The organism is Novosphingobium sp. AP12, from assembly GCF_000281975.1.
Classification (GTDB): domain Bacteria; phylum Pseudomonadota; class Alphaproteobacteria; order Sphingomonadales; family Sphingomonadaceae; genus Novosphingobium.
This window is the reverse complement of the sequence record NZ_AKKE01000101.1, coordinates 1-12082: the sequence shown is the minus strand read 5'-3', so window position 1 is coordinate 12082 and position 12082 is coordinate 1. Positions and strand designations below refer to the sequence as shown.

The following is a 12082-nucleotide window of genomic DNA, read 5'->3' as shown; positions in this document are numbered from 1 at the left end:
CGGCGGGGCCCCAGCCACATCGCCACGCTGGCGAGCGCGATCGCTCCGTTGAGGTCGAGGGCGACGCCAACCGTCGTCCATACCGGCCCGGTGCTGCCGAGGGCGAAACCGACCGCCATCAGCGTGCGCCCTCGCTCCACAGCACCACCCGCAGCGTCTGCAGGATGATCAGAAGGTCAAGGAAAGGCGTGTAGTTCTTGGCGTAATAGAGGTCGTATTCGAGCTTGTTGCGCGAATCCTCGATCGAGGCGCCGTAAGGGTAGTTGATCTGCGCCCAGCCGGTGATGCCCGGCTTCACCATGTGCCGTTCGGCGTAATAGCGCAGCTGTTCCTCGAGGTCGGCGACGAATTCGGGACGCTCGGGGCGCGGGCCGACGAAACTCATCTCGCCCTTGAGGACGGACCACGACTGCGGAAGCTCGTCGATGCGGACCTTGCGGATGAACCGGCCGACGCGGGTGACCCGCGGGTCGTCCTTGGAAGCCCACTGGGCGCCTGCGATTTCGGCGTCGGTGCGCATCGACCGCAGTTTGATGACGTCGAAGTTCTGGCCGAAAAGCCCGACACGCGGCTGGCGGTAGAAAGCCGGGCCCTTGCTGTCGATCTTCACCAGCAACGCGAAAAGCGCGATCACCGGCGCGGTGAGCACCAGCAGGAGCGCTGCCACGCAGATGTCGAACAGCCGCTTGGCCGCGCTCGATATCGCGCGGCCGGACGAGAAGCCGTCCGAGAAGATCAGCCAGCTCGGGTTGACGGTGTCGAGGTCGACGCGGCCCGTCTCGCGCTCGAGGAAGCTGGAGAACTCGTTGACGTGGACGCCGGCGGTCTTGATCCGCAGCAGGTCCTTGAGCGGCAGGGCGTTGCGCCGTTCCTCCAGCGCCAGCACCACTTCGCTCACGCCAAGGTTCTCGACGTAGCGGGTGAGGTTGTGGATCGCCCCGCGCGAGATCGCCTCCTCGACCACCGGCTTGCTCTCGCTCATGGTGACGTAGCCGACGATCGCGAAGCCGCTTTCGGGCCGCTCGCCAAGCATCCGGAGGCGCTGTGCCCGCTCGCCAGCGCCCAGCACCAGCACGCGGCGGCGGAAGGAGCTGGTGCCCAGGAATGCACCGAGAATCAGCCGGTTGAAGATCAGCAGGACGATCGCGAAGGCCATCGAATAGGCAAGGGTCGAGCGCCAGAAGTTCTGCCCGCCGACGAGAAAGTCGACGAAGGACAGTGCGATGATGCCCAGCGAAATGGCGACCAGCAGGCGCGCGGCGGCAAAGCGCTTGGAACGCAGCGCATCTCCGCCGTAGACGCCGACCGAGATCATCGAGAGGGAGATCACCGCCGCGAACGCCGCATGGGCGGCGATCCTGTCCACCAGCGCGCCGGGGTCGATACCGATCTGGTCGGCTCGCAGGCGCCACGACGTCTCGTTGGCGATGGCCAGCAGCATCACGTCCACCAGCCAGAGCAGGACGACGGCATGCGGAATGTAGTGTTTGAACAGACGAATCATCGTCGTTTACGCATCCTTCGCAGCCGAATTCCGGCTCTTGTCGAGGGGCTTAGGGCAAAGGCGTAAACTGTCGGTTACCTTGACAGTGCGAATTGGGACGCGCGGAAACCGGCTGTCCACAGGTCGGGAACGGCTGTCGGCGCGTTTTACACTACTTCGGCATCAGCCGCAGTGCCGTCAGGGTGAGTGCCTGCGAGGCAGAGGCGATGACCTTGTCCGCGACGGGCGCCCAGAACGGGCTGTGGAGCGAGGGCATCGGCGGACCGCCGGCCTTGGCGGCCGCCAGTTTCTGCGGGTCCGAGCCCCCGACCCACAGGATCAGCGACTTGACGTGGGCCTCGTCGGCACGGCGGAATTCGCCGAAATCCTCGCCTCCCATGACCGACGGCGTGAACACGACATTGGCGTCCCCTAACTGCCCCTTGAGCGCCGCGACCGTATCCTCGGTGAACTCGGGCGTGTTCCAGGTGGCGCGGGTGTGCGGTTCCTTGACCGTGACCAGCGGCATCCGGTCCTCGGATATCCCCGAGGCGATCGCCTCACCCTTCGCGACGCGGCGGATGCCGTCCAGCAGGCGGGTGCGCGTCTCGTCCGAATAGCTGCGCACCGTCAGCTCCAGCTTCGCCTCGTCGGGAATGACGTTGTGCTTGAAGCCCGAATGGAACGAGCCGACCGTCACCACCGCCGGGTCGAGCGGATTGTTCTCGCGGCTGACCAGCGTCTGCAGCTTCATCACGATCGAACTTGCCAGCACGATCGGGTCGCGGGTCGTGTGCGGGTAGGCGCCGTGGCCGCCGGTGCCGCGCACCAGGATGTCGACGCTGTCGACATTGGCGAGCGCCCAGCCCTTCGCCGCGCCGACCACGCCAGCGGGCAGCTCGGGGGTGTCGTGGAAGGCCAGCGTGTAGTCGGGCCTGGGGAAGCGCGTGTAGAGGCCGTCCTTCAGCATCTCCAGCGCGCCTAGGCCGAGTTCCTCCGCCGGCTGGCCGATCATCACCAGCGTGCCGGACCATTCGGACTTGCGCGCCGCCATCAGGCGGGCCGTCTCGATCCAGGCGGTCATGTGGGTGTCGTGCCCGCAGGCGTGCATCACCCCGCTCTCGACCCCGGCGGTGGAAGTGCCTTTCCTGGTCGAGGCGAAGGGCAGTCCGGTCTGTTCGGTCACCGGCAACCCGTCCATGTCGGCGCGGATGAGGACGGTCGGCCCCTCCCCGTTCTTCAGGACGGCGACCACGCCGGTCCTGCCGACCTTCTCGGTCACCGTGAAGCCAGCCTTGCGCGCGGCGTCGGCCATGACCTTGGCGCTGCGCACTTCCTGGAAGCTGAGTTCGGGGTTGGCGTGGAGGTCGCGGTAGATCGCCATGAGGCCCGGCATGTCGCGCGAGACGCTGTCGCCGACCGCTTCGGCATGGGCGGGGAGCGGGAGGCCCAGCAGGGCGGCGGCGATGATCGGGATGCGCATGGCATGGGAGGCTACGTCACGCACCGGCGCCCCGCAATCGCATGGCCGCCCGCGCGGGAAGTTTTTCTGGCAGGTCAGATAGATTCGCTCGAATGGACATTCTCTACCGAATGAGTAGATTGTTTCTCGAGCGAAGGGTCCGCCTCTCGCTTCGCGGCATTTGATTCTGTCAGCTTGCTCCGCGTCACCAACCGCTAAAGCGCACGAAACCGAAGCGTCCACGCCGGCTTCGTGCCTCCCTCAAGGAGATACGAAATGCTCGATACCCTGCCCCGGATAACTTCCACCGTCCTGCGAGCAAGAGCTCCGCAAGGCGCCCGTTTCACTCATCCCTCGTGGCGCAGCAGCTTCGAGCCGCTGCCCAGCGACGGCGGCGCCGCGATCCGCTCCGCCGGAGATTTCTGGTCGCGCCTCGGGCTGTGACCTTGCCGACGGCATCGAAGGCGTTCGGGCTTCCACCCCTGCCTTCGGTGTCGCCCCTCCCTCCAGGTTGTGCCAGACAGGACCCGTGAAGACCGCTCTCATCATCCGCCACGTTCCCCACGAAGGGGTCGCCGGTTACCGCCAGCCCATCGAGGACGCGGGCTACGACGTATTGCGCGTCGACGTCACCGACCCGGGCTTCGCCACGCTCGACCTGCGCGAGCCGGACCTGCTCATCATGATGGGCGGGCCGATGGGCGTCTACGAGCAGGACCGCTTCCCGTGGATCGCCTGCCAGCGGCGCCGCCTTGCGCTGCGCCTCGAAGCGGACCGGCCGACTCTCGGCGTATGCTTCGGCGCGCAGATGATGGCGAGCGCACTGGGAGCCAAAGTACATCTCGGCCCGGCCAAGGAAGTGGGCTTCCATCCCGTCCAGATCCACGAGCATGCCGCCGATGGCCCGCTGCGCCACTTGCGCGGCGTGCCGGTGCTGCACTGGCACGGCGACACTTTCACCCGGCCCGAAGGCGTGGAGGTCCTGGCGTCCAGCCGGCTCTACGAGCACCAGGCGTTCCGGCGCGGGAAAAACCTGCTCGCTCTCCAGTTCCACGCCGAGATGGGCGAAGACCCCCGCTTCGACGACTGGATGGAGCAGTGGCCCGAGGCCGTGGTCGAGGCCGGTGGCTGCCCGAGGGCGCTGCGCCGGGCCCATGACGAACTGGGCCCGGGTGCGGTCGCAGCCGGCCGCGCGATGATCTCCGACTGGTTATCCGCGCTGAACTGAAGCCACCTTCAGTCGCGGCGGATGGTTTCGCGGCGCAGGTCGTGGATGCGGCCGCCGCGCTGCTCGATCACCGGGCTGAAATCGACCGGCTCGTTGACGAGGTCGTCGAACAGCGCGCGATAGTGGATCATCGCCTGACGCAGCTCTTCGGTCCGCGATTCGCCGCGTGCGTGGCTCTCGGCGATATGGTGCGCGGTGCGGTAGTGGGCGACCGCTTCGGCATGATCGACGGACAGGTCCTCGTAGCGCTGCTCGAATTCGGCGACGGGGTAGCCGCGCGCGGTCATCACGTCGCTCAGCAGCACGTCGGCCTTGGCGACGGCGCCGGTGGGATCGAGCACGAACTGCGCCTGCACCTCGAGCCACTGGTCGATGAAGACGGCGCGCTGACGCGGCGCGAGCGGGTGGATGTCGAACGCGGCGACGCGCTTTTCGCGCTCGTGAAGCAGCGTCTCGCCCTTGTGGGCGCCGCCCGCCTGCTCGACGGTACGGGCATATTCGTCGCCGTAGCGGTCCCGCAGCCGGGCGCTGTGGCGGCCTCGGCGCAGGGCGACGATAGCGCCGAATATCACCGCGACGACGATCAGGCAGGTGGCTATCGCCAAGGGACTAAGGGTGTTCACAGTGTTTCTCCGGTCAGCGGGGGCCCCACGTTCCCAAACTCAACCGGTGCGGCTGGCGATGGTTTCGCCTTTCGCAACCACCCGCCGCAGTTGAGGCGCGCCCGGCCCCGCCCTAGCCCTTGGGGTGGTAGAAGTCGTAGATCGTCTGGGCGACCGCGCTGCTGACGCCCGGCGCACGCTGGAGGTCCTCCAGGCTGGCTGCGCGCACTTTGCCCGCCGTGCCGAAATGCAGCAGCAGCGCGCGCTTGCGGGCGGGCCCGATGCCCGGAATCTCGTCGAGCGGACTGGCGCTGATCGCGCGGCTGCGCTTGGCGCGGTGGGCGCCGATGGCGAAGCGGTGGACCTCGTCGCGCAGCCGCTGGAGGTAGAACAGCAGCGGCGAGTTGACCGGCAGCATCTTCTCGCGCCCGTCGGGGAAGTGGAACACCTCGCGCCCCTCGCGGCCGTGGTGCGGTCCCTTGGCGATGGCGATCAGCGGCACGTCCTCGATGCCGAGTTCCTCCAGCGCGTCCTTCACGGCGCTCATCTGGCCCTTGCCGCCGTCGATCAGGACGAGGCCCGGCCAGTTGCCGCTCTCGCGCTCGGGGTCTTCCTCCTGCGCGCGGCCGAAGCGGCGGGTCATGACCTCGCGCATCATCGCGAAGTCGTCGTCGGTCTGCGCAGTCTTGATGTTGAACTTGCGGTACTGGTTGTTGATGAAGCCCTCCGGCCCGGCGACGATCATCGCGCCGAGCGCCTTGGTGCCCTGGAGGTGGCTGTTGTCGTAGACCTCGATGCGCTGGGGCACGTCCGCCAGTTCGAGGAACTCGGTCAGCTCGCGCAGGGTCCTGGCCTGCGTGCCCCGCTCGGCGAGCCGGCGTTCGAGCGCCTCGACCGCATTGCGCGTCGCCTGCGCCACGAGCTGGCGGCGGGGGCCGCGCTGGGGCACGGAGATGTCGACCTTGCTGCCCGCGCCTTCGCGCAGGGCTTCGGCCAGCAGTTCCGCCTCGGGCAGTTCGCGGTCGATCAGGATGCAGCGCGCCGGCGGCACTTCCTCGTAGAACTGGGCGAGGAAGCTCTGCATGACTTCCTCCTCGCTCAGCCCCTCGGTGTGGGTGGGGAAGAAAGCACGGTGGCCCCAGTTCTGGCCGCCGCGGATGAAGAACGCCTGTACGCCCACCTGCCCGCCGTGCGACGCCATCGCGAAGATGTCGGCATTGTCGACGCCCTCGGCGTTGATCGCCTGGCTGCCCTGGATGAACGTCGCCGCCCGCAGCCGGTCGCGCAGCATGGCGGCGCGCTCGAAATCGAGGTCCTGCGCGGCCTCGGCCATCTGCGCCTCGATCTTGCGCTGCACGGCATTGGACTTGCCGCCGAGGAAGTCCTTCGCCTCCTGCACCAGCTCTTTATACCCCGCCTCGTCGATGCGCCCGACGCACGGGGCCGAGCAGCGCTTGATCTGGTAGAGCAGGCAGGGCCGGTCGCGGCGAGAGAAGAAGCTGTCGGTGCAGCTCCTCAGCAGGAACAGCTTCTGCAGCGCGTTGACCGTGGTGTTGACCGAGCCGGCGCTGGCGAAGGGGCCATAGTAGTTGCCCTTCGCCTTGCGCGCGCCGCGGTGCTTCATGATGCGCGGGAAGGCATGGTCGGCGCGCAGCAGGATGAAGGGGAACGACTTGTCGTCGCGCAGGAGGACGTTGTACGGCGGGCGGAAGCGCTTGATGAGCTGCGCTTCGAGCAGCAGCGCCTCGGCCTCGGAATTGGTGGTGACGATGGTCATCGACCGCGTCTGGCTGACCATCCGCTGCAACCGACCCGGCAACCGCTCCCACTGCGTGTAGTTGGCGACGCGGTTCTTCAGTGCCCGCGCCTTGCCGACATAGAGCACGTCGCCCTTGGCGTCCTGCATGCGGTAGACGCCGGGCTTGGGCGGCAGCGTGCGCACGGTGTCGCGGATGACCTCGACGCCGGCCTGGATGTCGGGCTGCTCCGAGCCGCGCATGGTCTGGGTCGCCCGGTCCTCGTTGAACCGTTCGTTGCCCTGGGGATTGTCGGGAGTGCCGGCAGGTGTTCGCGCCATGGCGGTGCAGATAGGGAATCTGTCGGCCAAGGGGAAGTGGAGCCGGGCCGTCGTCCCCGTCAAAGCGACGGCGATGGCCCGTGCCCTCAGAACATCTTGCGGAAGTCGATCCCCAGCACGCGGCCCTGCGGATTGCGGTAGGCGGGCTGGTAGGCGATCGGCGTGGCGCCGCTCTCGTCGGTCACCTTCTGGCGCGAATCGAGGATGTTGTCGGCCACGAGCGACAGGCGGACGCCCTTGAAGAACGGCATCTTCGCCACCAGCGCCTCGTTGCGGCCGAGATCGGCGAAGATGCGCAGGTTCACGTCGAAGGTGCTGCCGAAGCGCAGGTCCGAACTGCCGGGCAGGCCCGATCCGTTGACCTTGGCGGGCGCTTCCCACTCGGCCTTGAGGCGCAGGCCGTAGCCGTTCTTGAACAGGCCGCCCTCCGCCTCGATCGCATGGCGCGGCGTGCCGCCTGCCCCGATCGCGTCGCCGTTGAGCTGGTCGAGGGTGGGGACGCCCGGCGCGATGGTGACCGTGTCGGTGAAGCGCCAGGTGTGGTAGACCGACAGGTTCCAGCGGCTGCCCCCGGGACGACCGCCGGGACCACCGGGACCCATGCCGGGTCCACCCATGCCCGGGCCGCCCATTCCGGGACCACCCATGCCGCCGGGACGCCCGCCGGGACCCGAGCTTTCCGCGCGCGTGCCGCCGGGACCGCTGGCTGGTTCGCTGGGACCGCCGCCCGCGAAACGCATCTCGCGCATCACGTCGCCCGGCTGCTGGGGGGCGTTGGCCGCGCCGCCAGCCGCCGGGGGAGCGCCGTCCGCCTTGCAGAAGCGCTCGCGCAGTTCGGCGAGCTTGGCCGGATCGACCTTGCCGTCCGCGTCCAGCAGCCGCTCGCGCATGCGGTCTGGCAGGCTGGCGACGTCGGGCGGACCGCTGCCGCCGGAGCACAGCGCGGTGCGGATGCGCTCGAAGCGCTCGGGATCGAAGTTGCCCGGGCCGCCCACGCCGGGAGCCCCACCGGCAGCCCCGCCCGCACCGGGACCGCCCGGTCCCTCCGCGGAGCAGGCGCGCTGCTTGAACTCGGCGAGCTTGGCGGGATCGATCTTCCCGTCCGCGCCGGTCAGCCGTCCGCGCAGGCCCTCTGGCAGAGTGGCAGGGTCCGGTTCGGCCGCGCCCGGGGCGCAGAGCTGCTGGCGCATCGCGGCGAAGCGCGAGGGATCGCGTCCGCCCGGCCCGCCCGGTGTTCCTGCCTGCTGCGGCCCGCCCGGCGTCTGCACGCCCGGCATCGGCCCGTTCGGGCCCGTGACCGGCGCGAGCGGAGCCGACGAACCGCGCGGCGAGGAAGATCCGGAAGCGTCTGATCGGCCGCCCCCGCCGCCCGAAGCCGCTGCTCCGCCCAGGCTGCCCGAGATGTTGATGCCCCAACGCATCGAGGAACTGCGCACTTCGTCGAAGGTCACCGGCCTCCGGTCGATGGCGACGAGGTTGCCGTCGTCGTCGCGCGTCACGCGGCTGGGGAAGGCCGCCTCGATCGCCGGGGTGAGCAGCGGGAACGACTGCGTCACGTCGCTCGAGTGGTTGCGGAAGTATTCGACGATGAGGTTCGAGCGCTGCAGGAACGACACCGGCAGCTGCCACTGCGCCGAGAGCTTCCAGTCGCGCTGGGTCTCCTTGCGAAGGTCCGGGTTGCCGCCGCTGGTCACGGTGACCAGCGCGGTCGTCGCGTTGGTGAAGTCGTAGACCGCGACGTTGTAGGTCAGGATGTTCGGCGCCGCGAGCTGGGTCAGCTTGGGCGCGGCCTCGTCGACGATGTAGCTGGCCTGCAGCGTCAGCTTCGAGGTCGGCGACCACGTCAGCCCCGCGCTCCAGTCCTTCAGCGTTCCGAAGTCCGAGAGGTGGTCGAGCCCGCCGCTGAAGTTCAGCGTGACGTCGCCGATCGCGCCGAGGAAGTCCTCGCCCTTGCTCGTCACAGGCAGCGCCAGGTTGACGCCGCCCAGCACATCGCCGCGCTTGAGGGTGACGTCGCCGAAGGTGGTTCGCGTATCCCCGCTGATCGAGCGGTCGAAGTCGTAGCCCGCCTTGACCGTCAGGTTGGCCTCGCCCGCTGGCAGCCGGAACGGCTTGCCCGAGATCGTCGCGAGGTTGCTCAGGGTCAGTTGCCGCGTTCGCGCCACGTCGACGCCTGCACCCGGCACGAAGGGAAGCGCGCCGTCGATCGCCAGCGTGCCGGCCTCCGCCGCATCGACGAGGGCCGAAGTGTCGCGCCGGCGGTCCACCCGCGTGTTGCTGTCGACATACGTCGCGTTGGCGGTGGCGCTCAGCTGCCACTCACCGATCATCTTGCTGTAGCCGAGCCCGCCTTCGAAGGTGTCGGAAATCGCAAGATTGGTCAGCGGATCGGGCAGCGTGCGGATCGCGCTCTCGCCCGCCGGGTTGGTGAGCGTGAGCGTGTCGAGGCCCGAGAGCGAGGTCGTCTGCGAACGGGTGTAGCCGCCGGTCGCCGTGATCGAGCCGGCAAAGCCCTTCTCGCCCAGGCCCTGCGTCATCGTGCCTTCCAGCGTCAGTTCGGAGTCCCTGGCGGCCAGACTGCGATAGCGCGCCGGGTCGGGATCGGTCGAGACGTCGGGAATGCGCGACGGCTCCTGCTCGATGCCGCGCTCGTCCTCGGTCAGCATGCTGGTGTTGTCGAGCTTGGCATTGACGTTGAAACGGCGCGGGCCGGCGATCTTGAACAGGCCGCCTTCCAGTTCGTAGTTGTCGTAGCCGCCGCGCGTCGGGCGATTGTACTCGGTCGATGCGGTGACGGCCGAGAACTGGTCCTTGAGGATGACGTTGACGACGCGCTGGTTGGCCGAATAGCCGAAGCGCAGCGCCACTTCCTCGGGCAGCACTTCCAGGCGGCGGATCGCCTCGGGCGGGATGCTGCGCATCTCGCGGAAGCTGGAAATGCGCTGGCCGTTGAGAAGCATCACCGGCCGCCCGTCACCGCGCCCTCGCCCGCTACCGGTCTGCGGGCTGATCGCGTCGAGCAGTTCCTCGATCGAATTGACGCCGTAGGAAGCGATGTCTTCTTCGTTCAATACCTCGATCGGCTGCTGCGGCACGTCGATCTGGCCGATGATGCGCGGCGACATCACGAGGATTTCGTCACCGTGCACTTCGAGGTCGTCGTTGTTCTTGTCGTCGCTGACGACAACGGGCGCATCCGGCGTCGACGCGAGGGCCGGGGTGCCCAGGCATACAACCAGGCTGATCAGAGGTAAGGAACGCAAGTGTAGTCTCCGCCAAGAGCATCAGTTATCGCAAAGCTGTGTCCCTTGCCCTGGGCCTCCATTGCCTCGACCTGTTGGCGACGACAAGCCGCGCTGCAGTATCATTTTGTCGCAATCGTGTTGCGCTGCGGTGAACGGCAGAGACTTCCATTTAAGGCGAGTCGTGGGTATGTCGCGCGGCGAGGTGCAACCAGAACACGGATTATGATCGCCAATGGCGAAGGAAGAACTCCTCGAACTGCGTGGCAGGGTCGTCGAACTCCTGCCCAACGCAATGTTCCGCGTCGAACTCGAGAATGGCCACGAGATCCTTGGCCACACCGCCGGCAAGATGCGCAAGAACCGCATCCGCGTACTGGTCGGCGACGAGGTTCTGGTCGAACTCACACCCTACGACCTCACCAAGGGTCGCATCACCTACCGCTTCATGCCCGGCCGCGGTGGCCCCGGTCAGTTTGGCGCCTGACCTCCCTTCCGGCGAAACGCCGGGCCCTGTTCCAGAGGACTCCCCCATTCCAAAGCTAGTCCTCGCGTCGGCCAGCCCGCGCCGCCGTGAACTAATCGCGCGCCTCGGCATCGTCCCCGACGCGATTTCCGCCGCCGACATCGACGAAACCCCGCACCTGCGCGAAGTGCCGCGTGATTATGCGCGCCGCATGGCGAGCGAAAAGGCGCTGGCGGTCACCGCACCCGATGCCCACGTGCTTGCCGGCGACACCGTGGTCGCCTGTGGCCGCCGCATCCTGCCCAAGGCCGAGGACGAGGCGACCGCGCGCGCTTGCCTCGCGCTACTGTCCGGCCGGCGCCACCGCGTGCTCTCCGCCATCGCGCTGAAGGCCCCCGACGGCACCCTGCGCGAGAAACTGAGCGAGACGGTGGTCCGCTTCAAGCAGCTCGACCGCGAGGAAGTCGAAGCCTACATCGCCGGCGGTGAATGGGAGGGCAAGGCCGGCGGCTATGCCATCCAAGGCAGCGCCGAGGGCCTCATCGCGTGGATTTCTGGCAGCCATTCCGGCGTCGTCGGCCTGCCGCTGTTCGAGACGCGCGCACTGCTGCGCTCGGCGGGATTCCAGATTGGCTGAGTGGCTCATCGAGGACGGGATCGGCGAAACCCGCGCGATCCTCGTCGAGGATGGCGAGGTGCTTGCCGCCCGCCTGGAATGGCCGGGTAGGCTTACCGCCGGTGAAGTCGCCGACGCGGTCCTGACCTCGCGCCGTGCCGGGTCGAGCCGCGGCACGGTCCGGTTCGATTCGGGCGAGGAAGCGCTGGTCGATGGCCTCCCCGCCTCCGCCAGCGAAGGCGCCCGCCAGCGCGTGATCGTCACTCGCGCCGCCATGGCCGAAACCGGGCGCCTCAAGCGCGCACAGGCCCGCGCGAGCGGTCTCGCGGTCCGACCGGCTCCCGGCCTCGCACAGACGCTGCGGGCCGACGGCGTGTCGGTGCGCACCGTCCGCCGCTTCCCGGATGACCCCTGGCCCGAGATCGTGGCCGAAGCGCTCGACGGCGTGGTCGCATTCGACGGCGGCTCACTCGTGGTCTCGCCGACCCCGGCGATGACGCTGATAGACATCGACGGCGCCCTGCCCCCGCGCGCGCTGGCGCTGGCGGCGGTGCCGGCGATCGCGGCATCAGTCGGCCGCCTCGACCTTGCCGGGTCGATCGGCATCGATTTCCCCTCGCTCGAGGGCAAGGACGACCGCCGCGCGGTGGACGAGGCGCTGGCCGCCGCGCTGGGTCACTGGCCGCACCAGCACACGGCGATGAACGGCTTCGGTTTCGTGCAGCTCGTCGCGCGGCTGGAGCGGCCCTCGATCGCCCAGCGCGTCCGCGCCCACCCGGCCGCCGCTGCCGCCCGCCTGCTGCTGCGCCAGGCCGAAGCCGTGGTCGAACCCGGCAGCCTCCTCCTCTCCGCCCATCCCGCCGTGCGCGCCGCGACGAGCGACGAGTGGCTTGCCCAGCTCGCCCG

The 12082-nt window shown here is 68.5% G+C and carries 10 protein-coding genes; 5 read left to right on the top strand and 5 right to left on the bottom strand.

The features are described 5' to 3' along the window. Window positions 1–118: 118 nt before the first annotated feature. Together PMI02_RS15050 and PMI02_RS15045 are read right to left on the bottom strand one after the other, a co-directional pair. Window positions 119–1504: a TIGR03013 family XrtA/PEP-CTERM system glycosyltransferase gene (locus PMI02_RS15050; RefSeq protein WP_007684259.1), complete on the bottom strand. Its 1386-nt coding sequence runs from the start codon at window positions 1502–1504 to the stop codon at window positions 119–121. 151 nt (window positions 1505–1655) lie between these two features. Then, complete coding sequence (locus PMI02_RS15045; RefSeq protein ID WP_007684257.1) at window positions 1656–2966, bottom strand: amidohydrolase; 1311 nt, start codon at window positions 2964–2966, stop codon at window positions 1656–1658. A gap of 255 nt (window positions 2967–3221) precedes the next feature. Between PMI02_RS15045 and PMI02_RS27175 the strand changes: the two genes are divergently transcribed. After that, complete coding sequence (locus PMI02_RS27175) at window positions 3222–3389, top strand: hypothetical protein (protein ID WP_007684255.1); 168 nt, start codon at window positions 3222–3224, stop codon at window positions 3387–3389. Window positions 3390–3474: 85 nt separating this feature from the next. Then, the gene (locus tag PMI02_RS15040) at window positions 3475–4173 is read left to right on the top strand and encodes a glutamine amidotransferase (protein WP_007684253.1); all 699 of its coding nucleotides are present in this window, start codon (window positions 3475–3477) and stop codon (window positions 4171–4173) included. Window positions 4174–4181: 8 nt separating this feature from the next. Here PMI02_RS15040 and PMI02_RS15035 read toward each other — a convergent pair whose 3' ends face one another. The 3 genes from PMI02_RS15035 to PMI02_RS15025 form a co-directional block, all read right to left on the bottom strand. Further along, window positions 4182–4796: a hypothetical protein gene (locus tag PMI02_RS15035; protein ID WP_007684251.1), complete on the bottom strand. Its 615-nt coding sequence runs from the start codon at window positions 4794–4796 to the stop codon at window positions 4182–4184. 112 nt (window positions 4797–4908) lie between these two features. Beyond that, complete coding sequence (gene uvrC, locus PMI02_RS15030) at window positions 4909–6852, bottom strand: excinuclease ABC subunit UvrC (protein ID WP_007684249.1); 1944 nt, start codon at window positions 6850–6852, stop codon at window positions 4909–4911. Window positions 6853–6938: 86 nt separating this feature from the next. Next, on the bottom strand, window positions 6939–10115 hold the full coding sequence (locus PMI02_RS15025; protein WP_007684247.1) for a TonB-dependent receptor: 3177 nt from the start codon (window positions 10113–10115) through the stop codon (window positions 6939–6941). A gap of 214 nt (window positions 10116–10329) precedes the next feature. On the opposite strand from PMI02_RS15025, the gene infA reads away from it, so the two are divergent. From infA to PMI02_RS15010, 3 genes are all read left to right on the top strand, one after another. After that, complete coding sequence (gene infA, locus PMI02_RS15020) at window positions 10330–10581, top strand: translation initiation factor IF-1 (RefSeq protein ID WP_007684246.1); 252 nt, start codon at window positions 10330–10332, stop codon at window positions 10579–10581. After that, the gene (locus tag PMI02_RS15015) at window positions 10571–11197 is read left to right on the top strand and encodes a nucleoside triphosphate pyrophosphatase (protein ID WP_052025586.1); all 627 of its coding nucleotides are present in this window, start codon (window positions 10571–10573) and stop codon (window positions 11195–11197) included. Before infA ends, PMI02_RS15015 begins: the two co-directional genes overlap by 11 nt. Further along, a partial coding sequence (locus PMI02_RS15010; RefSeq protein ID WP_007684242.1) for a hypothetical protein occupies window positions 11190–12082 on the top strand: 893 nt, incomplete at its 3' end. The genes PMI02_RS15015 and PMI02_RS15010, both read left to right, overlap by 8 nt.